The following is a 24,124-nucleotide window of genomic DNA, read 5'->3' on the forward strand; positions in this document are numbered from 1 at the left end:
ACCCCATTGAGGGGACAAGCGAATTGTTGTCATAATAGCCATGACAAAACTGCATAGCTGGAGTTGCCATGTCCCGCCTTTCCCTGCCGCTGAACGCAATCGATGCCTTTCTGGTCACAGCCCGGCATTTGAACCTGACTCACGCAGCCAAAGAGCTATGCCTGACCCAGGGCGCGGTGAGCCGCAAAATCGCCACGCTGGAAACCTGGTTCGGCTTCCCGCTGTTCGAACGCCATGCAAGAGGGTTGCGCCTGTCCCCGCAGGGCAGCGCACTGCTGCCGGAACTGCATAGCGCTTTTGAGCACTTGTTAATGGTGGCCGATCAGGCCCAGGCACAGCAAACCGTGGTGCGGTTAAAAGCGCCGACCTGCGCGATGCGCTGGCTGGTTCCCCGTCTGTTGCACCTTGAACAGCACTACCCGGAGTTGCAAATAGCACTGACTACCACCACCGATCACACTGTTAATTTCAAAACGGAACCCTATGATGCAGCTATCGTCTTTGGCACCCAGTTAAGCGCGGGCGATCTGCTGTTTGACGAGGCGTTAACCCCGGTGATGAGTGCGACGCTGATACCGCCGCAGGCGCTGGATAATATGACTCTGCTTCACCCTACACGTGATAAAACGGACTGGTCACTGTGGCTGGCAAAACAGCAGACGTTTCAGCCTGCCATGCGAAAAAATCAACACTTTGACACCATGGATTTGGCCATAACGGCAGCTATTCAGGGGCTGGGACTGGCGATCGCCGATGAGACCCTGGTGGCGGAAGACATTCGCGCCGGCCGGTTACAACGCCCGTTCGACGAAAGCGTGAAAACCGGGGCCAGTTACCGTCTCGTTCTGCGCGAGTCGCGGCACAAAGCCGCCGGACTGGCGGCGTTTCGTCAGGGGCTGCTGGCGGTTAATCCAGCTTAACGTGGTGACGCATTACACGGCGGAAGAAGCCCAGACGGGCGCGCATAAAACGCTTGACGAGGCGAAATCCTGCATGTTTATTCAGTCCAATGCGTAATAAACGATCGCGCCCGCGCACGGCCGCCCGCCAATGCACCGGCCCTGGCAGCACCTCAACCAGCGGCTCCGCGCGGGCAAACGCTACCCAGTAATCGGCAATATGTGCGGCAAACGCGAGATCATCGTCGTTGACATAATGGCAAGAGGGCTCCGACAACAGCAAATTATCGAAAACGTACGGCACCTCATTTCCATGCCAGGCACCGTTGATATAGGTACCGTGCGCGGCCTGCGCCACATAATCGAACCAGTAGCGCCAGCAGGGCTGCCCTACTCGCTGCTGGGCCTGCATGACCACTAACCCAAGGGTCGTAAACGCCATATCGCGGCACACCTGCCTGCCCAGCTCGGCATCGCCACGCACGCCCGGGTAAAGCAGACGAATAATGCCAAGACCAAGCCGCTGCTGACGTCGCATTTTTTCAATTTGGCCGGCGAGATCGACCCCAAATTCCGCCATCACGCTGGCTTCATCGCTATTGGAGCCAATAATGACCGGCATCGGATGCTGACGCCCGGCGAAAAATACGTCCAGCGTGGTCTCCGGTAGTACCTTATCCCCGGCGATCGGCGCGGGGGCAATTTTAAGCGGCGCCGCTAACGGCCAGAATGCATCTGCTGGAATGTTGCGTAATTCTGCGGCGCTGGCGTTATGCAGACCAAAGTGCGCGGCAATCGCCTCTCCCCGGGCTAACGCGCTCGCCCGTGGCGTATCCGGCAACGTGTAACTGCTCTGGATAATGCCTTTATGAAACAGCCCTTTTGCTAATGGTGAGGCCATCAGCGCCATCACGCTGCGTGCTCCCGCTGACTCACCAAATAGCGTGACCTTTGCCGCATCGCCGCCAAACAGCGCAATGTTCTGCTGAACCCAGCGCAGCGCCGCGATTTGATCCAATAAGCCGAAGTTATAGAGACGTTCGCCAGATTCTTCTTCCAGTGCCGGATGGGCAAAAAATCCCAGATGCCCGAGACGATAATTGACCGTCACCAGCACCACACCGCGCGACGCCAGTTGCTTACCGTCATAAGGTGGCAAGCCTCCCGATCCAATCGTAAAACCCCCGCCATGCAACCAGACCATCACCGGCAACGCTTTTTCACGTACGCGTGGCGCCCAGACATTCAGATAAAGACAATCTTCCGAAAACTGCCCCGGATCGCCGCCGCCCACTTGTTGGCAATATTCGCTGTTTTGCCAGCTGGCAGCAGAAAATTGCGTCGCCATACGCACATCCTGCCAGGGTTCGACCGGGCGCGGCGCTTGCCAGCGCAGCGAACCAACAGGCGGTGCGGCAAAAGGAATACCGCGCCAGACATAAAAGTCGGCTTCGGTACTGCCCATCACGCTTCCCTGACGGGTATGCACCAACGGGGCGGCAGGATTTTCCATAATATTATCCAGAACAATGATTTCTGGCAGAGTACCTGTTTTACAGCAGTCCGCAACGGCGTTTACTGCGCTCTTCCGCTTCCTGGTAGAGGGTAAACTCATTCAGCACCGGGCAGCCGAGCGCCTCCTCAAAGGCTGTCCGGCTGGCGTTGCCGTGGCTACGCGCCTGGGTTTCATTGCCGAGATTCGACTGGAAAATACCGGCAGCGCTCACGGGCAAAAAGTCCTCATAGGTAATGGGCTGCGCAACGACCCAGCCTCGTTCAATCAATGGTTGCGGATCATCACCCGCTCGGATCGCCTTGCGATGTGCCTCTCCTGTAGGGGTAAGACGGTAGCGAAACCATGCCAGCCCCTGTTTGCGCAACAGCATTTCGCTGTCCGGCATATTTTTAAATACATTTTGCAAATGCAATTGATGCGCCAGATTGTCTTTGCCTGTTCCGGCATTGGCCAGCAGTTGATCATAGAGTGCACGGCCTTTCTCTGTCAGCGCCACACCTCGTTGTTCAATTTCACCGAAACGCGCGGTATGCGTACCCTGTTGTTCCCCGCTGAACAGGACTGGTTCATCCAGCGCTTTAAAGCTGGTCTGGCGTAGCAGGATCGGCACATCGCGGCGCGGCGGCCCTTCTATCAGGATCTTCGGTTCAATACCGTATTCCGGCATCAGCGCCTGCACGCGGTCAATATCCAGCGTGCGCGGCGTTAAGTGGTTGATATGGCAGCCAGGGAAACAGACCACATCGGCAATCAGACGGTGCTCATTATGCAGTGCCAGATAGGTTTGTTGATCCACCGTGGCATGGCGGTGCCAGCGAAACGTCTCCAGCGCCTCATTAACAAACGCCTGCGCCTGCGCGGGCGTAAATCCGCCGTTAAGCTCATGCAGTTCAATCAGTTGACGGCAAGCCGGGGTAAAAATATCGCGTTTTGCGAGGATCGCGGCCGCTTTGTTGCGCAGCGCGGGGTCGTCTATTAATTCCAGGCGCAATAACGAGGTAAATATGCGAAACGGATTACGCGACAGCGCCGCATCTTCAATCGGGCGGAAGGCCGTGGAGTGTACCGGAACCCCCGCCTGCGACAGATCGTAATAGCTGACCGGAAACATCCCCATAATGGCGAACATGCGTCGCAACGTAGACAGCTCTTCCGCAGTGCCAACCCGAATTGCGCCGTGGCGCTCAACATTCAGGCGGCTCAGTTCGTCGGCGTTGGCCAGTTGTTCATGTAAACGGGGGTTGTTCTCCAGGACGGCCAGGTTTACGTCTGCGACCAGTTCCAGTAACGTGCCGTATTGCGGAACTTCCTGCTGGTACATGGCCGACATGGCCTGTGAAAATTGTTCCCGAATATCATCAGCCGTGATGCTGTACGCCATATTATTCTTCCTCCAGGGTTCTCTCTCTGGAGTGTAGAGAGAGAACCCTGGCCCGTGACGGGAAATTTACAAAGTGTGATCGTGGCTGAAAACGCGCACGTTTTGCGCGGGGCGAACATAACCAAAGATTATGAAACGCAATTTGCACAAAACCACACCAACCTGCTGGTTACGTCACATTGCGAAGAAAATCCGTTTGTAACTCAAAGAGATTAGATGTTAATAATAGTTTGCTATCAAGTTACCAAAATTAAACAAACTCACTTGTCACCGGCTCCGCTCAGTTTTTAACATCATCTTATGGAAAAAAACGGTCTGTTTTCACAGCGCATTCGTCTGCGCCATTTACATACATTCGTTGCCGTCGCTCAACAAGGGACGCTGGGGCGCGCGGCTGAAACCCTGAATTTGAGCCAGCCTGCCCTGTCGAAAACGCTCAATGAGCTGGAACAACTGACTGGCAAGCGCTTATTTGAGCGTGGTCGCATGGGCGCGCAGTTAACGGTCGTTGGCGAGCAATTTCTCACTCATGCGGTGCGCGTGCTGGATGCGGTAAATATTGCCGGCCAGTCGCTTAATCAAAAATTTGAGATAAAAACCGACATTATTCGCATCGGTGCGCTCCCCACGGCCGCGTTGGGTATTTTACCTGGCGTAATTGGCCAGTTGCATAAACAGCAGCCGGACCTCACCATCCAGGTCGCCACAGCGAATAACCCGATGTTACTGGCCGGGCTGAAATCGGGCGAGCTGGATCTGGGTATTGGACGCATGTCCGATCCGGAACTGATGAGCGGACTGAGCTATGAACTGTTGTTTCTGGAGTCGTTAAAGCTGGTCGTGCGCCCGGGACACCCCCTCCTGCACAGCACCGTGACCCTGAGCCGGGTACTCGAGTGGCCAGTGGTGGTGCTGCCAGAAGGCACCGTCCCGCGGCAAAACACGGAAGAGTTGCTTGCCAGCCAGAACTGTCGGTTACCGTCAGGGTGTCTCGAAACCCTTTCCGCCTCGCTTTCACGCCAGTTAACTGTCGATCACGACTATGTTTGGTTTGTCCCTTCTGGTGCTGTGAAAGACGATTTGCGCGTCGGAACCTTAGTGGCGTTACCTGTTCCGCAGCAAGGGATTGGTGATCCAATCGGCATTATTACCCGTGTCGACTCTCTGTTGCCCCCGGCAGCCCTTGCGCTGATCAGCGCGATCCGTAAAACCATGCCGGGTTAATCCCGGTGTGGCGCTCTGTGCTTTCTGTTGCGCAACAGGTAAGCACGCGGTTAATTGTGTGATAAAAATAGGTTGTTGATAAAGGGTTGTTGTTACGCAACATAGACTAAAGCTGTAACAACCCGCAGCCGGAACAGCAGATGAAATTCAAAACCGCGATCAAACCCTACCACGCCGCTGCCGGTGGACTGGGCTCTCTTGAAGCGACGACTCGCTTCGTCATTGACAGCAAAAATGCCCTCAAAAATATGCGTAACCTGTTGCGCATGAATAAAGCGCGCGGCTTCGATTGCCCGGGCTGTGCCTGGGGAGACGATAACAAAAGCACCTTCAGTTTTTGCGAAAACGGCGCAAAAGCCGTGACGTGGGAAGCAACGCGCCGGCAGATTGATGCCTCGTTTTTTGCGCAACACAGCGTCAGCGCGCTCACCCGCCAGAGCGACTACTTTCTGGAGTATCAGGGCCGTCTGACAGAGCCGTTGCGTTATAACCCACAAACCGATCACTACGAACCCCTCTCCTGGGACGATGCGCTGGCGATGATCGGCGCGCACATTCAGGCGATGGCCCATCCGAACCAACTGGAACTCTATACTTCCGGGCGTGCCAGCAATGAAGCCTCTTATCTTTACCAGTTATTTGGCCGTATGGTAGGCACCAACAACTTCCCGGATTGCTCGAATATGTGCCATGAGGCCAGCGGCGCGGGGCTAAAACGCAGTATCGGCGTCGGCAAAGGCACCATCCACCTGGCCGATTTTGATAAAGCCGATGCCATTTTTGTATTTGGTCAAAACCCCGGCACCAACCATCCGCGTATGTTACACAGCCTGCGCCATGCCGCAGATCGCGGTGCGCGGATCGTGACGTTTAATACCCTGCGCGAACGCGGACTGGAACGTTTTGCCGATCCGCAAAAACCGCTGGAGGTAGTTACTCCGCTGGCAGGTACCATCAGTTCCTCGTATTACCAACCTAACCTTGGCGGTGATATGGCCGCCGTGCGCGGCATTGCCAAAGCGTTACTGGAAACCCAGCGTCAGCGTCTTGCTGCCGGTGAGGCAGGAATTTTCGATGACGCGTTTATCGCTCAGCATACCCAGGGCATTGCGGCATGGTTTGCGCAAATTGATGCTACCGACTGGAAGATCATTGAACAACAGTCCGGCTTAAGCCAGCAGCAACTGCGTGAGGCCGCTGCTATCTGGCAAGAGGCTGAACGGGTGATTTGCACCTGGGCGATGGGCATTACACAGCATAAACATTCGCTGGATACGGTGCGTGAAATCACTAACCTGCAACTCTTAGGCGGCCACCTGGGAAAACCGGGGGCAGGGTTATGCCCGGTGCGCGGGCACAGTAATGTACAGGGCAACCGCACGATGGGGATCGATGAAAAACCGTCGGCATCCCTGCTCGACAGCCTTGCCCGCCACTTTAATTTTGAACCGCCGCGCGAGCCCGGGCACCATACCGTGCAGGCGATTCAGGCGATGCTGCGCGATGAAGTGAAAGTCCTGATTGCCCTGGGCGGCAACCTCGCAGCCGCCGCGCCGGATACGCCGCTGACTTGCGAAGCATTACGTCGGTGCGGGTTAACGGTCTACATCAGTACCAAACTGAATCGCAGCCATTTGATGCCAGGCAAAGCTTCACTGATTTTGCCCACGCTGGGGCGAACTGAAGAAGACATCCAGGCCAGCGGTCGTCAGTTCGTGACGGTTGAGGACTCCTTTAGCATGGTGCATGCCTCAGAGGGCATTGGTAAACCCCTTGCGGTCACGCAGCGTTCAGAAACGGCGATTGTTGCCGGTATCGCCCACGCCACGCTGGGCAACAAGCAGCTCGACTGGCTGGCGCTGGCAGAGGATTATAATCTGATCCGCGATCATATCGCCGCGACTCTGCCGGGTTTTCAGAATTTTAATCAACGCTGCGAAGAGCCTGGAGGGTTCTGGCTTGGTAACGCCGCCGCCGAAGGACGTTTTAACACGCCGTCCGGAAAGGCGGAATTCAGCGCGGCGCCCCTGCCGCAGGCGGTATGCGCGGAAACAGACGCACCGTTTGTGTTGCAGACTCTGCGTTCGCACGATCAGTACAACACCACGATTTACGGGCTTGACGATCGTTATCGCGGGGTTTACGGCCAGCGCGATGTGCTGTTTATGCACCCTGACGATATTCAGGCCCTGGGGTTAGAAGACGGCGATCGCGTAGATATCGAAACGCCGTCTGACGATGGGGTACGACGTCGGGTTGAGAATTTCCGCCTTGTTGCTTACAACATTCCGCGTGGTAATCTGGCGGCCTATTACCCCGAAACCAACCCGCTGGTTCCTCTCACCCGGTTTGGTGACGGTACCGGTACGCCGACGTCCAAATCCATCCCGGTAACAGTTACCCCATCGCAATCCCGCGACACCCGGCGTATTGCATGACCTTTGCGCCCGCGCCCTGCGGGCGTTCTCACTGAATGCACTCTCCCCCTTAACCATTACGCGAAAGGCTGTGACAGATTCACCCGGGGATTAGCGGGTAAACCGTCACCCGCTGTTAGCGCCAGGCCCGCCAGGTCGGGCTTTTTTGCTCTACGCTGCAACCAATCTTAAACAAACATTTCACTCGCCAGACACTGGCGTACGGCGCTGATAAACTCATAGTGTCTCCTTAGCGCAACCTGAAGGTTATCGCCATGCAATATGAAGAACAGCAGCTTATCGACGGGCTTTTTCAGCGCCTGAAACAGACTGAGCAGCAGCACGGTCAACGCGACGCTGACGCCGAACGGCAAATTGCGGAATTTGTTAAGCAGCAACCTGCTGCGCCTTACTATATGGCGCAGTCAATTTTGATTCAGGAAGCCGCGTTAAAACGCATGCAGAGTCGCGTCCAGGAACTGGAGAACGAACTCGCCGCCGAAAAACACAAGCAATCCTCCGGCGGCGGCAGCTTCCTGGGCGGTCTGTTTGGCGGTAATAAAAGCCAGGCTCAGCAGGCGGATAATGGCTGGAATACAGCACAGCAGCCACCTCAGGATTATGCACGCCAGGCATCGGCACCCGCTCCGTCACGCGGCGGCGATTTTATGGCCGGAGCATTGCAAACTGCGGCAGGTGTTGCGGGCGGTGTGGTACTGGCCGACATGCTGACCAGCATGTTCCACCACTCTCGCCCGGAAGAAATCGTTAACATTTTTGAGGAGCCCGTGGTGCCGACAGGCGGTGTGCCGTATGGCGCAGATCAAAATGGCGGATTTAATGACGTGTCTGACAGCCATTTCCTCGACCAGGATGATCCCTACCAGAGCGATAACGGCACGGACAATTACGATGACAATGACTTTGGCAGTGATGACGACAGTTTTATCTGACCTGCTTACACACTGAAAACAGCCCGGTAGCATGCGGCCGCCGGGTTAGCTCTCCCTCTGCATTACACTCGCCCCACCTCCCTACCAATTCAGGTGGCTTTGTCCATAAGCGATTTTTTTTGGTGCTACCCTGTCAGCCGCTCGCTGCGTGCAGTGAGAATACGATGCTAATGGTTATGTTTTGGACAAGGAGAATGGGATGTTCACGAAAAATATCGTGCGCTCGCTGGCGGTGGCGGCGTGCTTGTTTGCGTTGATGGGTTGCGATGATAAAAAGAGCGACCAGGCGCAGGAGTCACAGGTTTCTGCCGAACAGGCTGAACAGGCCGAAGTGCTGAAATACAATGAGTACATCGCAGCGGCGAATATGTCTTCAACCACCTACGCCGATCAACTTGCGCAGTTCCGTGAAGAAGTTAAACCGGCGCTTGCTCGTAAGAAAAGCATTGATCGCCTTTATTTCAACGCCCCGAACCCGCAGGGATTGATCAATGTTAAAGAGAGCCTGGATAAAGCGCTCGCCATGAAACCAGACATGCCTGTTCTGGATGAACCGGCACGCGCTTACCGCGATGCGGTCGAAAAAATTCAGGCAGTCAACACCGATATGGTGAGCTACATCAACGCCAAAACCTATACCAGCGATCAAGGCGCGCACGGCCGTGAGATCCAGAATGATTTTGAGGCTCGCCTGCAAGCCCTGGTGACAGCCCACGAGGCGTTCCTGCAAAGCATCAAAGCGCAGGACACCGCACGCGTGAAGGCTGCTTTCGAAAAAGCGGAGAAAGGCACGCGCGAGTATTATCACGCGGGCATGATCTATTACCTGAAACAGAGTGTTGAAGCCGCACACAATATTGATGAGAACACCACACTGGGTGATAAAACCGAGGCGTTTAAAACCTCACTCGATCAGTTCAATGCCATGGCGCTGGGATATGACGCCAAAGTGCGCGAATTCAACAAAACGGGCTGCCCGACCATCATGAGCGCTGCGAACAATTATCTGGGTGCGGCACGTACTGTGCTGCAACGCAGTAATGACGGTACCTATGAAAAAGAAGCGCAGCGCAAAAACGGCTCGCGCATGATGCACGAATGGGACGTGAGAGAGATATATAACAACTATAAAAACGTCATCGAAACCTTGAACTACAACCGTTGTTAACGGCTTTACGCTTAACGCGTGTCATAAAAAAGGCCTGAATATTCAGGCCTTTTTCTTTATCAGAAGGTTTCCCAGTTTTCGCCATCCGCCAGCGCTGGTCGCTGCGGTTTAAAGGCTTTTGGCGTTGGCGTTGACGCGCTTTGGCGTTGCGGTGTAGCACCTGTCAGGCGGAATGCGCCAACCGCTTGCGTCAGGCGCGCAGCCTGCTCTTCCAGCGATGCTGCTGCCGCGCTGGCTTCTTCCACCAGGGAGGCGTTCTGCTGTGTAACGTTATCCATTTCGGTGATCGCCTGGCTGACCTGTGTGATGCCTTTGCTCTGCTCGTCAGACGCAGCGGCAATTTCCAGCATAATATCGGTCACGCGTTTCACGGCGGTCACGATGTCATCCATGGTTTCACCGGCGGAAACCACTTCGCCGGAACCACGTTCAATCAGGCTAACGGATTCGCTGATCAGCGCTTCGATCTCTTTCGCTGCCTGCGCACTGCGGCTTGCCAGCGTACGCACTTCACTGGCCACTACGGCAAAGCCGCGCCCCTGCTCGCCGGCACGTGCCGCTTCCACGGCGGCGTTCAGCGCAAGGATGTTGGTCTGGAACGCGATACTGTTGATCACAGCAGTGATTTCAGAAATTTTGCGGGAACTGGACGTGATATTGCCCATGGTCTGCACCACGCCGGAGACAATCTGCCCGCCTTTGGTGGCTTTACCGGACGCATCGCGCGCCAGGCTGCTGGCATGATGCGCGTTATCGGCGTTCTGTTTCACGGTTGCGGTCAGTTGCTCCATGCTGGCAGCCGTTTCTTCAATCGCTGCCGCCTGCTGCTCAGTACGGGAAGAGAGATCGGTGTTACCGGCAGAGATTTCGCTGGTTCCGCGATAGATCTCTTCCGCCCCCTGACGAACGGTGGCAACGGTAGTCACCAGCGAGTGCTGCATGGCTTGCAAATCGCTGCTCAGACGACCAATTTCGCTGCGGCCTGCCGCTTCATCCGGAACGGTTAAATCGCCAGAGGCGATACGGGCAATACGCTGTGCGGCGCGTTGCAGCGGGTTAATCACCACACTCCGCAGAACGGTAAAGGTGATCACCGTGAGCACCAGCGCAAACGCAAAGGCTGCAGCCATAAACATCAGCCCCAGCTGCGTGCGGCTATGCGCTTCTTCGGTTAAATGCTGGGCACGTTCAGTACGGATCTGAATCGCTTTCAGCAGCACTTCATTGTAAGTATTGTCGAGCACACGTGCCTGCTCGCTCTCGTGGTTAATAATGGCTTCGAACATGCCGTTTTTGGCATATTTCAACATGGGTTTCATGCCCGCGATGTAGGCATTAAAGCGAGTGGTTAAATCCTCATCCAGCGCCAGATCTGCCGGGGTTTTTACCGGGCGATCCATATATTGTTTAAAGCTATCCTGCGACTGACTGATACGTTTTTCAGCATCCGCCACGTTCTTTTTCATATCATCCATTTCGGCGATGCGGCTGGCGGCACCGGCGTGGATCAAATTGAGTCGGGCAATACGTAAGTTGTTAGAACTGTTAGACAGCCCCATGCGCACCTGGATTTCCTGCGTAACATCCTGTTGGTCGCGATCGGCTTGCATCAGGAAGTAACCGGCCAGACCGGAACTTAATGCAAATAACACTAAGATGCCGCCGAGAATAGAAGAAAAGAGGGGAACCAGGCGAATATTGTGCATAAATCCAATGCCTTGTGTTTTTTGCATCACTGCTTTGTTATCCATGGCTATCGACTCTCATATTTGTCTGAAACGTACAACAGGAATGATATATAGGCATCGGCAATAATTGGATTATTCTTATGGCAAAAAGCGCAACAGCCGTCACAGTTTTGGAGATTGGTAGCGCCAGCGGTTGCACCGCTGGCGTGAGGCAGGATTAGTTATCGCCGAAATGGATAACGGTACGGATAGATTTCCCTTCGTGCATCAAATCGAAGGCTTCGTTGATCTGCTCAAGCGGCATACGGTGCGTGATAAAAGGATCAAGGCGGATTTTGCCCGCCATGGCCTCTTCGACCATACCCGGCAACTGGCTACGCCCTTTAACACCACCGAAGGCAGAACCGCGCCAGACGCGCCCCGTAACCAGCTGGAATGGACGGGTGCTGATCTCCTGGCCTGCGCCCGCAACACCGATAATCACACTTTCACCCCATCCTTTATGGCAGCACTCCAGCGCCGCACGCATCACATTCACGTTACCGATGCACTCAAAGCTGAAGTCCACACCGCCGTCCGTCATTTCGACAATCACGTCCTGAATCGGGCGGGCATGATCTTTCGGGTTAATAAAGTCCGTAGCGCCCATCTCTTTTGCCAGCGTGAATTTATCCGGGTTGGTATCGATAGCGATAATGCGCCCGGCTTTTGCCTGCACCGCACCCTGAATAGCGGCCAGCCCAATGCCACCAAGACCGAAGATGGCCACGGTGTCGCCCGCTTTAACTTTTGCCGTGTTATGAACCGCACCGATACCGGTCGTGACGCCGCATCCCAGCAGGCAAACTTTGTCCAGCGGGGCTTTCTCGTTCACTTTTGCCAGAGAGATTTCAGCGCAGACGGTGTATTCACTGAACGTACTGGTGCCCATATAGTGGAAAATCGGCTCACCGTTGTACGAGAAACGGGTGGTGCCGTCCGGCATCAGACCTTTGCCCTGGGTTGCACGTACCGCCTGGCAAAGGTTAGTTTTGCCGGATTTACAGAACTTACATTCGCCGCATTCTGCGGTATAGAGAGGAATAACATGGTCGCCGGGTTTCAAACTGGTGACACCCTCGCCCACTTCCACAACAATGCCGCCGCCTTCATGACCCAGCACAGCCGGAAACACGCCTTCTGGATCGTCGCCCGACAGTGTAAAGGCATCGGTATGGCAGACACCGGTATGGGTAATGCGCACTAATACCTCGCCTTTTTTCGGCGGTGCGACATCAATTTCGACAATTTTAAGCGGTTGACCGGGGCCGAACGCGACAGCTGCACGTGATTTCATAAGTCTGTTCCTTTTTTGTGAGTACTTTGATGCTTATTTTAGATAAGAGCGCAAAAGATGACCGACTTCCGCCATGCGCACCGCGCGTTGATCGGCAGTGGTATCGCCAGCGACCAGTTCATCTTTAAGGTGGATTTCCACCATCTCGCCCATCAGGCCATTGGCCGCACCACGGATGGCGGCAATTTGCTGCAAAATGGCGATGCAGGGCTCGCCGCTTTCCAACGCGCGCTCCAGGGCATCGACCTGTCCACGGATGCGACGTACCCGTGTCAACGCACGCTTTTTATCTTCAGGTGAATGTGGCATTTGACCTCCTACATACTATAGGGGGGTATACTACAGGTGCTTACAATAGGCTGTAAACCGTATCTTTTGCCGGGGTATTGTTTTGCTTGACCTTGCCCCGGCGGCTCGTACTATCGTCGCAAAACATCATCAAAATTAATGGTTGGCATTTACATGGAACAGGTTGGAACCGGTAGTCTCGCTTTGCTGCTCGCCGAGTGGCAGTGCTTGTTGCGCCAGACATCGCCCCAGACGCATGAGACGCTCAATGCGCTAACCGATGACGAGATCCGCCATCTGGTGAGCACGTTTTATGACTACATGCTTTCACATCACGAAAGTGAATTGTTCCTCAATACTGAACAGGTGAACACCCGGCTCAGCCACAGCATGTTTCACTGGTTACGGAGTGTGCTGGGCAGTGCGCAGCAGGATTTGCAACCGTTGCTCGAAAAACAGCGCGAAATTGGCATCGTTCATGCGCGAATTGGCCTGCCAATTGATCTCGTCGCACGCGGCGCGCGGAAACTAAAAAATGAGCTGTATACGTTGTTGCAGGGGAAAGAGCACCTCCCCGCCCCACTGCTTAGCGAGATCATCTGTTTCAGCGGCCTGGCAATGGATACAGCCATTGAAGCGATGACTGTTTCGTACTCGCCCACCTATCAAAACGCAATGCAAACGCAGGAACAGTATCGTCTGTTATCGATATACGATGACGTCAATGTGGAGCGGGAACGGCAAATCACCGCGCTGACGACCTGGGAAAACCAATTTATCTATAACATCGCCACCGGGTTGCCGGCCGCCGATCTGATCTTCCTGTCGAAATCTGAATTTGGTATGTGGTTTGCGCATAAAGGTAAACATCTGTTGGGTAACCCGCACATGCTGGCCAATATGGATACGCTGGTCCAGCAGGCGGATCAGCATATTACCCAGGCGCTGGCCAATGAAACGCAGCCTGAGATGGCGTCCCGCATGGCTGTGCTGCAAGCCATACGGCAACTCGCCGGGCAGATCCATCGTCTGCTGGCTTCCATGTTTGACGCGCTGGTTCAGCTTGAGAATGGCAAAGATCCGCTGACCCAACTGCTTAATCGCCGCTTTATTCCTACTATTATGCGCCGGGAAATCTCACTGGCGTTGAATGTACGTAAGCCGTTTATTCTGGCGATGCTGGACATCGATCATTTTAAGAAAATCAACGACCACTATGGTCATCACGCCGGGGATAGTACGCTCAAGACCGTGGCGGCAGTCATTTATGATCATTTTCGCAGCAGCGATTATGTGTTCCGGTATGGTGGTGAGGAGTTTATGGTGCTGCTGGTCGAGTCCGACCTTGTTCAGGCCACAATAATCCTCGAAGCGTTAAGGAAGAAAATTGCCGCATTGACTATTGAGGCTTCGCCGGAACAGCACTTTGCCATCACTGTGAGCATCGGTCTGGCAGAATTTGATTACCATCCGGATTACCAGCGGTTAATTGATCAGGCAGATCGCGCATTATATGCTGCAAAAAGAAATGGCCGAAATCGTCTGGAAACGGGTCAGAACCCTTAGTCACCAAGGCCCGGCGTGTTTGTCGGGCAGTAAAGCGTTTAATATGGTTGGAATGTAGGATATATATTCGACACGGCAACTTTTTCCTCTGTATATTATCTCCGCATACTTGTTGCATATCAATTTATAGAGTAAATTTTTATAAATATATCGCCACTTAACCCATGAAAATTAAATTATATTATTTTGCTTAGGCGCAATTTTATTTATTTGTTAAGCTTTTTCTAAACAAGGAAAAGCGTGCAGAGCAAGGAGATTGTATGCGCTGGAATATAACCGATATGTTAGTATCCCCTTCCACCGGCACCGCTTTTGCCGTCGCGCGGAGCGCGGCTGAGCAGGAGATCATCCTGTGGTATAAAGGGGATTATTTTCTGCGTCCTGACGATACACTCCACATTACCCGTGAGGGGCATGTTATCGATGAAAAAGAGCGGAAGCTTACCCTTATTCATGCCTTGCCCTATTTCCCGACGCTGTGGCGAACCATTAAAAAAAGCACAGCCTGCCCCGGCAATGATAATGTTTCTTTAAGAAATTGTGAAAAACCAGAATGTGTATTTGAGCTGTGTCCGTACGGCATTAAAATGATTTCATGAGTTAATATCACCCTGCGAATATTATTACCGTTTTTTCCGCGCAACGAAATAAAAGCTGCAGTAAAGTGACGTTTTTAGGTTAAGGAAAAGCCATGGAAACCTACGATCAGATCTACCAACAATTACGCGCCAGCGGCGAACCGGCCTGGACCGGCAGCGGCTATTTACGCGCCTGGAGCAAACTTAGCGTTATTCTCGACACGCTGGCGAGCGCGGATCATCTCCCTGCGCCGGGCAGTCATATCCTGGAGTTGGGTTGTGGTAACGGGGCAATGGCCGCGCTGTGGTTTGCCCGTCGTGGTTACCGGGTGACAGGGGTTGATATCTCCCCAACGGCGATCGACTGGGCACGCGAGAATTTTGCCCGCCAGGGGCTGAGCGGGGATTTTCAGCCTGGCAATGTTTGCTCGCTGGAGGGTCTGGCAGCAGGCTTTGACCTGATTTTCGACGGCAGTTGCCTGCACTGCCTGATTGGCGAACAGCGTATGCAAGCCTGGCGCGAAATAGCGCGTCTGCTTAAGCCCGGCGGCCGCTTCGTGTTAAGCAGCATGTGCGGCGAGCCGCAACAGGAAGAGGATCGTCAACATTACGACGCGCAACAGCATCTGCTCTATCGTGATGGCCAACCCTGGCGCACGCTGATGCCGTTGGAGTTATTGCGTGATGAGATCACCCATGCCGGGTTTTGCATTCAACACCAGCAGGTCAGTCACAATCCCTGGTGGGATCACGCCACGCTCTGTGTCACAGCCCGGTAGCCAGCCACCGGGCCATTCATTGCGTTTAGCGTTTGAGAGGTTTACCTGCGGTTTCCCGGGCACGCAACACCGTCAGGAAGGTGATCAGTGCAGCCCCCATCACATAATACGCCGGAGAGAATTTGTCGCCGGTGTTGGTGATAAGCCACACCGAAAACCAGGGGGTAATGCCGCCAAAGAATGCCACGGCGAAGTTATAGGCTATCGACAACCCGCCATAGCGCACGCTGGTTGGGAACAGCTCCGCCATTGCTGCGGTGCAGGCGCCATCAAAGGCCGCGATAAACGCGCCAAGCATCACCATCGCCAGTACGGCAGAGGTCACATCGCCATTGGCCATCACCATCATCGCCGGGTAACTCAGCAGGATGAAACCGGCGCATCCGGCCAGCATGAGCGGTTTTCGACCGTATTTGTCAGATAATAACCCCATAAACGGCACCAGTACCGCGACCGAAAACAGCCCGATCGTGGTAATGGCGTACGCATTTAATTTGGAAAAATGCAGTTCAGTGGCGAGATAACTGGGCATAAAGGTTTGCAGGATCCAGTGCCCGACCGCTTTGATTACCACAAACCCGACGCAGAATAATAGCGCGCCCCAGGCGGTGGTCACGGCCTTACGTAACGGCGCCTTTTCGGTTTGCCCGTTCTTCATGGCATCAATAAATTCCGGGGAATCCTCAAGGTGCTGCCGCAGATATAAACCCACCCAGCCGAGCGGCCCGGCAATTAAAAACGGAATACGCCAGCCCCAGTCATTCATGGCGCTCTCACCGAGCGTGGCGGTGAGCAAAAACACCAGCCCGGAGCCGACCACAAACGCCATAAAACCAAAGTTATCTATCCAGCAGGTAAAATAACCCCGTCGCTCCACAGGTGCATATTCCGCCAGATAGGTCGTCGCCCCGGAGCTTTCCCCTCCGGCGGCAAAACCTTGTACCAGGCGCGTAATGACCAGTAATACCGTGGCGGTAATACCAATCTGGTGATACGTCGGTAGCAGTCCCATCACAAATGTCGCGCCGGAGGTCAGTAAAATCACCGTCGCCAGTACTTTCTGCCGCCCTTTTCGGTCGCCCAGCGACCCGAAGAACAGCCCGCCCAACGGACGCATCACAAAGCCTGCGCCAAAAACAGCAAACGACGACAGCAACGCCACGCTGGGGTTGCCCGCCTGGAAAAATTGCAGGCCGATAATGGCGGCAAGCGTACCGTACAGACCAAAGTCAAACCATTCGACAAAATGGCCGATCCCGGTTGCGAGCAGCACTTTGCGTAACTTTCGCGATCCGGCGGCCTGATCCTGCGTTGCCATCCGGTCGAGAGATTCCTGTACTGGCTGTGTCATTTCCCCTCTCCATTCGCTAGTGTTTCTATAATAGATATACTATCTACACCGCTTGTACGAATTCAGCCCAGCACAGATGGCGTAAAATGTGATTTCCGCCCTGCTTTTCCACCGTAAAAACCAGACCTGATCACATTTTAGCCGCGCAGAAAACACAAAGCCCCGCGATATCGCGGGGCCACAAGGCAGCTCATACCGTTAATGGATCACTGCAGGTCGCGTTTTTTTGGCATCATGCGCAGCAGTGTATTGTCTTTAAACACATAGTGATGCGCCAGCGCTGCTGCTGCATGCAGGGCAATTAAGAAATAGCCCAGATTCGCCAGAAACTCGTGATAGCCCTTAAGCGTATCGACAAGGTCGAAGTTAGCTTCTGCTGCATGAGGCATGACCACGCCAAAGGCAACCCACGGGCCGCCCCGGTTATACATCATCAATAAACCAATGATCGGCAAAGCGATAAACAGCAGATAAATCATCAAATGACCAAGATGCGACAGGCCAGTCAGCATTGGGGAGGGTTTGGGTACAATCGGCGGCGCGGGTCTTTTCAGCCGCACCAGCAGGCGTGTCACCATTAATACCAGCACAGAAATACCGCACGATACGTGGACAACATTAAAATAAGGGCGATAGCTTCGTGGCGCAAACCCACGAAACTCCATGGCGCAATAGGCCGTAACAACCAGCAGGAAAACCAGCCAGTGAATGGCTATTTGTAACCCGGAATAGCGACTACGCATTGTAAAAACCCCGACAGGATAGACCGACCCTCAACATACCTGGCTTTCCTTAAAAATTCATTAACTTTCCCTTCAAACTTTCAGTCACTTATCGTTACAATCCGCTGAATTCTCGCTTCGCCTCCGGCTTGGGAAACGCCCTGCTTTTACTCGTCTACTTTCTCGTACATCCCCCTACTAATCCAGGTAGGATCACCCGTGAATGGCGCACGATTTGATCGGCGCGTCACACAACGGGCCCGCAATCCGCCTATGCTATAACTCAAATTTTTATGAAAGGAGTAATGGCGTGAGAAATATGAGTCGGGAAGATTTGCTAACGTTGATGGATGTCGCCGTTCAGCACGCCAGCACCTTCCCTGTCTGGCCGCAGGGTGAAGCGCCTGGCGCCCAGGTTAGCCCGGTGCGTTTTCAGCTGGAAGAGAACCACACCGGCCCGACAAAATTTGATCGTTCTGTGACAGGCGTTCGCGCCCCGGAAATCACCGTTTACGCCCCGCAAAACCCCAACGGGGTAGGTATGCTGGTCACGCCTGGCGGCTCCTACCGCCGCGTAGTGCTGGATAAAGAAGGTAGTGCGCTGGCTTCCTGTTTCAATGCCAAGGGTTATACCCTGTTCGTGATGACCTACCGTCTGCCCGGCGATGGCCACGCCGAAGGGGCCGACGCGCCGCTGGCGGATGTGCAGCGGGCAATGCGCACGCTTCGCGCCCGCGCGGCGGAATGGCGTATTGATCCGGCGCGTATCGGTGTGATGGGATTTTCTGCTGGCGGGCATGTGGCGGCCAGTCTTGGCACCCGCTATAACGAAACGGTTTATTCCCCGCAGGACAGTATTGATGAGTATGACGCCCGCCCGGCATTCATGGCACTTGTTTACCCGGTGATCACCATGCACCAGGAGATTGACCATCCCATGTCGCGCCAGCAATTAATTGGCGACACTCCCAGCGAGGCACAGATCCGCCACTATTCGGCGGAAGAGCGCGTTGACGCACAAACCCCACCAACATTCTTACTGCATGCAGTGGACGATCCGGCCGTCAAAGTCGAAAACAGTCTGGTGATGTTTTCTGCCCTGCGCCGCCTTGGCGTGCCCGTTGAAATGCATTTGTTTGAACAGGGTGCTCACGGTTTTGGCATCCGCGATGCGTTAGGTCTGCCCGCAGCAGTCTGGCCGGAACTGATGATGGCGTGGATAGCCACAAAAGTGTGACACGCGCCCCCGCGCAAGGCGGGGGCCGCGGTGATCAGGACTGTAAATACACCATCTGCGTTTGCAGATATTCATTCAGGCCATGACGCCCGTCCGCACCTCCAATCCCGGACTTACGCCAGCCTGCATGGAACCCCTGCATAGCTTCGAAATTCTCGCGGTTGATATAGGTTTCGCCAAATTTCAGCCCACGCACGGCTTTCATCGCTGCATTCAGGTCCCGGGTATAAATGGATGACGTCAGGCCATAATCGCTGTCATTGGCCATTGCCAGGGCTTCGTCCAGGGTTTCAAAAGCCACAACCGGCAATACCGGACCAAACGTTTCTTCGTGCATAATCGCCATCTCCTGGCGCACGTCCAGTAACAGTGTTGGCGGGTAAAAATACCCTTTCCCACCGACCGGTTTTCCACCCACGACCGCCCGCGCACCTTCAGCAACCGCACGCGACACTTTTTGTTCCACACGCTCCAGCGCGGCGGCATTAATCAGTGGCCCCATGGCAATATCACTTCGCTGCGCCGGATCGCCAAACTGCACGGCCTTCATCGCCTCGCCCAGACGGTTAACAAAGCGGTCATAAATTCCTTGTTGCACATATACACGCTCGGCGCAGTTACACACCTGCCCGCTGTTGATCACTCTGGAGTCGACAATGGCTTTTACCGCCAGCTCGAGATCGGCATCATCCATTACAATTGCCGGGGCTTTACCGCCCAGCTCCAGGCACACTTTGGTGATGTTTTTTGCCGCTGCGGCCATGATTTTTTCACCTGCGCCGACGCTGCCAGTCATGCTGACCATCGCCACTTTCGGGTTACCTGCCAGCTCCTGTCCAACAGTTTCGCCGCGGCCCAGAACGAGGTTAAATACCCCTTTCGGTAACCCAACCTGATGGACGATTTTGGCGAAGGCAATGGCATTACTGGGGGTAAATTCACTGGGCTTGATAACAATCGTGTTGCCGGTGATAAGGGCAGGAGCCATTTTGCGGGCAATCAGGAAAAACGGGAAATTCCACGGCAGAATGCCTGTGGTAACGCCCAGCGCACGTTTAAACACAAAGATGTTTTCATTTGGGCGGTCGCTTTGCAGGATCTCGCCTTCGTAGCGGCGAGCCCACTCGGCCATGTAGTCGATGTAATCCGCTGTAAACGCGACTTCCACGTCTGCCAGTTGTTGAATTTTACCGCCTTCGGCAACGATTAATTCGCTGATTTTACCCGCGTTTTCTCGAATGCCAGCGGCGATTTTACGTAACCACCCGGCACGTTCAATAGCTGGAAGCGCTTCCCATGCGGGCTGCGCCCGCTCAGCGGCCTCAATCGCCTGGCGTGCCTCTTCTGCGCTGCCGTCGGGGATTCGGGCCAGGATCTCTTCCGTCGCCGGGTTGACGACATCAAGCCATTGATGACCCTGCCAGCTAACAAATTGACCATCGATAAACATAGGGTGTTGTACCGGTGCTGTCATGACGCGCTCCTGTAATGACATTGTTTTTAACAAGTGAATTAGCTGTTAAAAATCTATCCCTACAGCGGTGCTTTCACAGGCACGAAGACGGCTTTTGTGAGTGATCTCATAAAAGTAACGCTAAAAATAAACAAAAAAGTTACATCAGGCGGGCGGGCAATGCCCGTTTGCGCCAGCACCTGCGCAAACGGGCATCAGGGTTACAATGAACGGCTGGCCAGTGCTTCTGTGAGGGTGTTATCAGTCATTAAAACCTGCCACGCCTGCTCAACCGCATCCGGGAAATCAACATGGACGAGGAAATCGCGCCCGTTGGGTCCGTAGCCATTTACGTCATCGCGTAAGCGTGGTACTTCACCGAGGATCAGCGAAAGATAACGCTCCACCGCCCAAAGCCCACGCTGCCGCGGCTGAAAGGTGACCCCATCCGGTGTATTGATGAGCTGAGGCGTGAACCCCGGCCAGCTCAGCCAGTGTGGTGCCGCTTCGCAATGCTGGCTTACCCTGGCAAAGGTTGCCAGGGTGCGACGCTGCATGGTGGGGTCCTGCACGATCATTGCCGTCTTCGGTTTCATTCCCTGCGTTAACAGCATATCCACGGTAAAACGTGCGTTCTCTCCGCAGTTGGTCGACTTGTCTTCAACCAGGATTTGTTGGTCATCAATTTGCCAGAACTGACGGGCGATATCCGCAAGAATCGCCGCTTCGCTTCTGCCAGTGGTGCTCAGCTTGTTATAGCGCGGATGGCGGGCAATGGCCGAATAGAGGAATGTTGTGGAATGGCCGACGCCGCCGCTGATCAACAGCGGAGTCTGTTGCGCAGCCGCCAGTGCACAAGCCGCATCAATAGTCGGGATCACGGCGTTACCGGCGAGGATTACCACATCAGCACGAACCGGCGTCGGTTTGCCGACAAATTCGTTTTGCGCCAGCCACTCCCCCAGCGTATTTGCTGCCGCCAGGGTCTGCTCGGGCAAAACAGGAAATGTTGTCATCATTCGCAGTACCTCCTTCGTATGACTGCTTACAGCCTACCGCGCTGACGCGTGATGACCAGGGGATAACTCCTAATCCCGTTGGCGATGCTCGCGTAAGGTTTTGTAACCCAATGAGAAGCCTGATTTTACTCTGTTAACGCCCGCCCTGAAAACACCGGTGTCGGCAATGTTTTTCCGAAACAAATGGCTTCGGGCTTGCCCACATAACGCCCATAATTTTCACGAATCTGGTAACCGTTACGCAAATAAAAATCCACCGCCCGTTGGTTGATTTTGCGGGTTTCCAGCCACAATTGCTTAAAGCCGCGCACCTGCGCTTCATCCTCCAGTGCGCGAAGTAATTGCGCGCCGACGCCCTGCGTTCCCGGGCGGGCATACATACGTTTAATTTCTCCAATACCGGACGCTATCTCGCGCAGGGCCACGCAGCCCACAGGCTGGTTGCCTGCATCCCGCGCCAGTAAAAAGAAATCGCGTGGTCCCAAAGTGCGGGCATCAAAAGAGGCTCTGCCGCTGCTGCCTGTCAGGGTTTGTAAGTAGTCCGATAGTGCATCCTGCAATTGCAGAGAGGCGGCGTCGGTGGGATCGGTTAAGGCGAGAGTAATTGTGTTCATTGTGACGTTGTCACCTCTTTTGGAATATATTTCTTATCACTTAAGCAGATTGCTGACGGTGCGTAATCTATAATTTTCTTATGCGCTTGCAATGCGTTGACTGGCACAAGTAGAATCCTTAGCGCCCTAACTATTCACTCTTTGAACATTAAAGCCCGCATGGATAATCGCACTTTTATTTATTGTCCCATTGATAACGTCTGCCCGCCCCTCGCCCTGTGTTACCAGGCTCGCTTGTTAACTCGGGTCCGGAAAACGTAATGCGTCTGCCAAAAAGCGATCCGTATGCACCGCGTGAGTGGGCAGCGCATGAAAAACCGATGCTGCTGGGCTCGCCCTCAACGCCGTTTCACAGCACGCCAAGACGCATAGCCTACGGCATTGTCGGCTTGTTGGTCTGCATGACCGGCGCGCTGGGTAATGCGATGGTGACAGCAAACCTGCAAAATCTGCAAGGCACCTTCGCGGCGTGGTCAACCGAAATTGCCTGGCTACCCGCGGTGTATGTGATGACCAACGTCTCTATCAACCTGCTGTTGGTCAAATTTCGTCAGCAGTATGGGTTGCGCGCCTTCACCGAAGGTTTTCTTGTGCTTTATGTGGTGGTGACCTTCTTTCACCTGTTCATTAACGATCTCAGTTCCGCCCTGATTGTGCGGGCCGCACATGGCATGGTCGCGGCCGCACTCAGTTCGCTGGGGATTTATTACCAAATTCAGGCCTGGCCTGCAAAACACCGCTTAAAAGCACTGACGATCGGCATTACTGGCTCTTCGCTTGCCATCCCATTAGCCCGCCTCTTTTCAACGGAACTGCTGCAACTGGATGAATGGCGCGGACTTTATTTCTTTGAACTGGGACTGGCGCTCATCTCGCTGGCCTGTGTGATGGCGCTGAAATTGCCGCCAGGCGATCGCAAAAAAGTGTTTGAGAAAAAGGATTTCATTACCTTCTTTTTACTCGCCCCCGGTATGGCGCTGCTGTGTGCCGTTTTGTCGCTCGGGCGGCTGGACTGGTGGTTCGAAGCGCCCTGGATTGGTTGGTCTCTCGCGCTGGCCGTGGTGCTGATTGTCTCCGCGATGGTGTTTGAGCACAATCGCAGTAACCCGCTACTGAACACCCGCTGGCTCTCCAGCGGCAGTATCGTGCGGCTCGGTTTGATTATGTTGCTAATCCGCATTGTGCTGGCGGAGCAGAACACCGGCGTTTTTGGTTGGCTGCAATACGTGGGTCTGCAAAACGACCAAATGACCGATTTGGCGTGGTCGATCCTCGCCGGTATCCTTTGTGGGATAGTCGCCAGTTGCCTGACCATAAAACCCCAGCGGCTGGCATGGCCGATTATGACTTCTCTGGCGCTGATGATTGTCGCTTCGATGATGGACAGCAACTCTACAAGCCTGACCCGTCCGGACCAGCTACTGATCAGCCAGTTCTTACTGGGCTTCGCCAGCGCCTTTTTCATTGCGCCAGCCATGCTTGCAGGGATCGGCGGCGTGGTGGCAGAACCGCGCAATCTGGTCAGTTTTTCCGTGCTGTTTGGCATGAGCCAGAACATAGGCGGCCTGCTCGGATCGGCGATGTTAGGCACCTTCCAGACCTGGCGGGAAAAATACCACTCCAGTCTGCTGGCGGATCAACTCACCACCTTAAACCCGCTAGTCAATGAACGATTACAACTCTATAGCCAGCTTTACCAGAGCAGTATCAGCGACAGCGCCCTGCTCAGCACGCAGGCGATTACCCAACTGCAAAATGCGTCAACGCTGGAAGCGAATATTCTGGCCTACAACGATACTTATCTGCTGACGGCATCGGTAGCCGCTGGCACATTGATCTGGATTTCATGGCGCTTGTTGCGCCTGCGCATCACCGCACGTCTGGCATTGAGACGGGCAACAGGAACCAAATAATGTCGTTATTACTTCCGGAGTG

At 54.4% G+C, this 24,124-nt stretch carries 20 protein-coding genes; 10 read left to right on the forward strand and 10 right to left on the reverse strand.

The window, feature by feature from the left end:
- The first annotated feature begins 68 nt into the window (after nt 1–68).
- Nucleotides 69–920, forward strand: a complete 852-nt coding sequence (locus RTX30_RS02750; protein WP_312686558.1) for a LysR substrate-binding domain-containing protein — start codon at nt 69–71, stop codon at nt 918–920.
- Here RTX30_RS02750 and RTX30_RS02755 read toward each other — a convergent pair.
- Both RTX30_RS02755 and RTX30_RS02760 read right to left on the reverse strand, forming a co-directional pair.
- Nucleotides 907–2,412 (reverse strand): carboxylesterase/lipase family protein, encoded by a 1,506-nt coding sequence (locus tag RTX30_RS02755; RefSeq protein WP_312686561.1) that lies wholly within the window; start codon nt 2,410–2,412, stop codon nt 907–909. The genes RTX30_RS02750 and RTX30_RS02755 overlap by 14 nt on opposite strands.
- Nucleotides 2,413–2,452: 40 nt before the next feature.
- The gene (locus RTX30_RS02760) at nt 2,453–3,796 is read right to left on the reverse strand and encodes a VOC family protein (protein WP_312686563.1); all 1,344 of its coding nucleotides are present in this window, start codon (nt 3,794–3,796) and stop codon (nt 2,453–2,455) included.
- Nucleotides 3,797–4,096: 300 nt separating this feature from the next.
- Between RTX30_RS02760 and RTX30_RS02765 the strand changes: the two genes are divergently transcribed.
- The 4 genes from RTX30_RS02765 (at nt 4,097) to RTX30_RS02780 (ending at nt 9,558) form a co-directional block, all read left to right on the forward strand.
- The gene (locus tag RTX30_RS02765) at nt 4,097–5,020 is read left to right on the forward strand and encodes a LysR substrate-binding domain-containing protein (RefSeq protein ID WP_312686564.1); all 924 of its coding nucleotides are present in this window, start codon (nt 4,097–4,099) and stop codon (nt 5,018–5,020) included.
- Between the two features lie 140 nt (nt 5,021–5,160).
- Nucleotides 5,161–7,458, forward strand: a complete 2,298-nt coding sequence (locus RTX30_RS02770; protein WP_312686566.1) for an FdhF/YdeP family oxidoreductase — start codon at nt 5,161–5,163, stop codon at nt 7,456–7,458.
- Between the two features lie 254 nt (nt 7,459–7,712).
- The gene (locus tag RTX30_RS02775; protein ID WP_312686568.1) at nt 7,713–8,390 is read left to right on the forward strand and encodes a DUF2076 domain-containing protein; all 678 of its coding nucleotides are present in this window, start codon (nt 7,713–7,715) and stop codon (nt 8,388–8,390) included.
- Nucleotides 8,391–8,589: 199 nt separating this feature from the next.
- Nucleotides 8,590–9,558: a DUF3829 domain-containing protein gene (locus tag RTX30_RS02780; RefSeq protein WP_312686570.1), complete on the forward strand. Its 969-nt coding sequence runs from the start codon at nt 8,590–8,592 to the stop codon at nt 9,556–9,558.
- A gap of 59 nt (nt 9,559–9,617) precedes the next feature.
- Here RTX30_RS02780 and RTX30_RS02785 read toward each other — a convergent pair whose 3' ends face one another.
- The 3 genes from RTX30_RS02785 to RTX30_RS02795 all read right to left on the reverse strand — a co-directional run bounded on the left by RTX30_RS02785 (nt 9,618) and on the right by RTX30_RS02795 (nt 12,891).
- Nucleotides 9,618–11,309: a methyl-accepting chemotaxis protein gene (locus RTX30_RS02785; protein ID WP_312686571.1), complete on the reverse strand. Its 1,692-nt coding sequence runs from the start codon at nt 11,307–11,309 to the stop codon at nt 9,618–9,620.
- A gap of 154 nt (nt 11,310–11,463) precedes the next feature.
- Complete coding sequence (locus RTX30_RS02790; protein ID WP_312686573.1) at nt 11,464–12,582, reverse strand: S-(hydroxymethyl)glutathione dehydrogenase/class III alcohol dehydrogenase; 1,119 nt, start codon at nt 12,580–12,582, stop codon at nt 11,464–11,466.
- A gap of 33 nt (nt 12,583–12,615) precedes the next feature.
- A complete protein-coding gene (locus RTX30_RS02795) occupies nt 12,616–12,891 on the reverse strand; it encodes a metal/formaldehyde-sensitive transcriptional repressor (RefSeq protein ID WP_061496064.1) in 276 nt (91 codons plus the stop codon).
- A gap of 153 nt (nt 12,892–13,044) precedes the next feature.
- On the opposite strand from RTX30_RS02795, the gene RTX30_RS02800 reads away from it, so the two are divergent.
- The 3 genes from RTX30_RS02800 (at nt 13,045) to RTX30_RS02810 (ending at nt 15,793) form a co-directional block, all read left to right on the forward strand.
- Nucleotides 13,045–14,436 (forward strand): diguanylate cyclase, encoded by a 1,392-nt coding sequence (locus RTX30_RS02800; protein ID WP_312686586.1) that lies wholly within the window; start codon nt 13,045–13,047, stop codon nt 14,434–14,436.
- A gap of 260 nt (nt 14,437–14,696) precedes the next feature.
- Nucleotides 14,697–15,035: an anti-adapter protein iraM gene (locus tag RTX30_RS02805; RefSeq protein ID WP_312686589.1), complete on the forward strand. Its 339-nt coding sequence runs from the start codon at nt 14,697–14,699 to the stop codon at nt 15,033–15,035.
- A 92-nt stretch (nt 15,036–15,127) separates the two neighbouring features.
- Nucleotides 15,128–15,793: a class I SAM-dependent methyltransferase gene (locus tag RTX30_RS02810; RefSeq protein WP_312686595.1), complete on the forward strand. Its 666-nt coding sequence runs from the start codon at nt 15,128–15,130 to the stop codon at nt 15,791–15,793.
- 25 nt (nt 15,794–15,818) lie between these two features.
- Here RTX30_RS02810 and RTX30_RS02815 read toward each other — a convergent pair whose 3' ends face one another.
- On the reverse strand, nt 15,819–17,144 hold the full coding sequence (locus RTX30_RS02815) for an MFS transporter (RefSeq protein WP_409429789.1): 1,326 nt from the start codon (nt 17,142–17,144) through the stop codon (nt 15,819–15,821).
- A gap of 206 nt (nt 17,145–17,350) precedes the next feature.
- A complete protein-coding gene (cybB, locus tag RTX30_RS02820) occupies nt 17,351–17,887 on the reverse strand; it encodes a cytochrome b561 (protein WP_312686597.1) in 537 nt (178 codons plus the stop codon).
- A 289-nt stretch (nt 17,888–18,176) separates the two neighbouring features.
- On the opposite strand from cybB, the gene RTX30_RS02825 reads away from it, so the two are divergent.
- Nucleotides 18,177–19,103: an alpha/beta hydrolase gene (locus RTX30_RS02825; protein WP_312686599.1), complete on the forward strand. Its 927-nt coding sequence runs from the start codon at nt 18,177–18,179 to the stop codon at nt 19,101–19,103.
- A gap of 34 nt (nt 19,104–19,137) precedes the next feature.
- Here the strand turns inward: RTX30_RS02825 and aldA are convergent, their stop codons facing one another.
- The 3 genes from aldA to RTX30_RS02840 all read right to left on the reverse strand — a co-directional run bounded on the left by aldA (nt 19,138) and on the right by RTX30_RS02840 (nt 22,189).
- Complete coding sequence (gene aldA, locus RTX30_RS02830) at nt 19,138–20,577, reverse strand: aldehyde dehydrogenase (RefSeq protein ID WP_312686602.1); 1,440 nt, start codon at nt 20,575–20,577, stop codon at nt 19,138–19,140.
- A 200-nt stretch (nt 20,578–20,777) separates the two neighbouring features.
- A complete protein-coding gene (locus RTX30_RS02835) occupies nt 20,778–21,572 on the reverse strand; it encodes a YdcF family protein (RefSeq protein WP_312686826.1) in 795 nt (264 codons plus the stop codon).
- Nucleotides 21,573–21,700: 128 nt separating this feature from the next.
- Nucleotides 21,701–22,189 carry a GNAT family N-acetyltransferase gene (locus tag RTX30_RS02840; RefSeq protein WP_312686604.1) on the reverse strand — a complete coding sequence of 163 codons (489 nt, stop codon included), beginning with the start codon at nt 22,187–22,189 and terminating at the stop codon, nt 21,701–21,703.
- A gap of 260 nt (nt 22,190–22,449) precedes the next feature.
- Between RTX30_RS02840 and RTX30_RS02845 the strand changes: the two genes are divergently transcribed.
- Nucleotides 22,450–24,102: an MFS transporter gene (locus RTX30_RS02845; RefSeq protein WP_312686606.1), complete on the forward strand. Its 1,653-nt coding sequence runs from the start codon at nt 22,450–22,452 to the stop codon at nt 24,100–24,102.
- The last annotated feature ends 22 nt before the right edge of the window (nt 24,103–24,124 follow it).

Origin of the sequence: Kosakonia sp. (assembly GCF_032052965.1) — a bacterium.
Classification (GTDB): domain Bacteria; phylum Pseudomonadota; class Gammaproteobacteria; order Enterobacterales; family Enterobacteriaceae; genus Kosakonia.

Bases quoted from the DNA above. Each gene is read 5' to 3' on its own strand.
- RTX30_RS02845 (WP_312686606.1), top strand. From the start codon at position 22,450: ATGCGTCTGCCAAAAAGCGATCCGTATGCACCGCGTGAGTGGGCAGCG.
- aldA (WP_312686602.1), bottom strand. From the start codon at position 20,577: ATGACAGCACCGGTACAACACCCTATGTTTATCGATGGTCAATTTGTT.
- RTX30_RS02840 (WP_312686604.1), bottom strand. From the start codon at position 22,189: ATGAACACAATTACTCTCGCCTTAACCGATCCCACCGACGCCGCCTCT.
- RTX30_RS02760 (WP_312686563.1), bottom strand. From the start codon at position 3,796: ATGGCGTACAGCATCACGGCTGATGATATTCGGGAACAATTTTCACAG.
- RTX30_RS02790 (WP_312686573.1), bottom strand. From the start codon at position 12,582: ATGAAATCACGTGCAGCTGTCGCGTTCGGCCCCGGTCAACCGCTTAAA.
- RTX30_RS02775 (WP_312686568.1), top strand. From the start codon at position 7,713: ATGCAATATGAAGAACAGCAGCTTATCGACGGGCTTTTTCAGCGCCTG.
- RTX30_RS02755 (WP_312686561.1), bottom strand. From the start codon at position 2,412: ATGGAAAATCCTGCCGCCCCGTTGGTGCATACCCGTCAGGGAAGCGTG.
- RTX30_RS02770 (WP_312686566.1), top strand. From the start codon at position 5,161: ATGAAATTCAAAACCGCGATCAAACCCTACCACGCCGCTGCCGGTGGA.
- RTX30_RS02780 (WP_312686570.1), top strand. From the start codon at position 8,590: ATGTTCACGAAAAATATCGTGCGCTCGCTGGCGGTGGCGGCGTGCTTG.
- RTX30_RS02815 (WP_409429789.1), bottom strand. From the start codon at position 17,144: ATGACACAGCCAGTACAGGAATCTCTCGACCGGATGGCAACGCAGGAT.
- RTX30_RS02835 (WP_312686826.1), bottom strand. From the start codon at position 21,572: ATGACAACATTTCCTGTTTTGCCCGAGCAGACCCTGGCGGCAGCAAAT.
- RTX30_RS02810 (WP_312686595.1), top strand. From the start codon at position 15,128: ATGGAAACCTACGATCAGATCTACCAACAATTACGCGCCAGCGGCGAA.
- cybB (WP_312686597.1), bottom strand. From the start codon at position 17,887: ATGCGTAGTCGCTATTCCGGGTTACAAATAGCCATTCACTGGCTGGTT.
- RTX30_RS02805 (WP_312686589.1), top strand. From the start codon at position 14,697: ATGCGCTGGAATATAACCGATATGTTAGTATCCCCTTCCACCGGCACC.
- RTX30_RS02800 (WP_312686586.1), top strand. From the start codon at position 13,045: ATGGAACAGGTTGGAACCGGTAGTCTCGCTTTGCTGCTCGCCGAGTGG.
- RTX30_RS02795 (WP_061496064.1), bottom strand. From the start codon at position 12,891: ATGCCACATTCACCTGAAGATAAAAAGCGTGCGTTGACACGGGTACGT.
- RTX30_RS02750 (WP_312686558.1), top strand. From the start codon at position 69: ATGTCCCGCCTTTCCCTGCCGCTGAACGCAATCGATGCCTTTCTGGTC.
- RTX30_RS02785 (WP_312686571.1), bottom strand. From the start codon at position 11,309: ATGGATAACAAAGCAGTGATGCAAAAAACACAAGGCATTGGATTTATG.
- RTX30_RS02765 (WP_312686564.1), top strand. From the start codon at position 4,097: ATGGAAAAAAACGGTCTGTTTTCACAGCGCATTCGTCTGCGCCATTTA.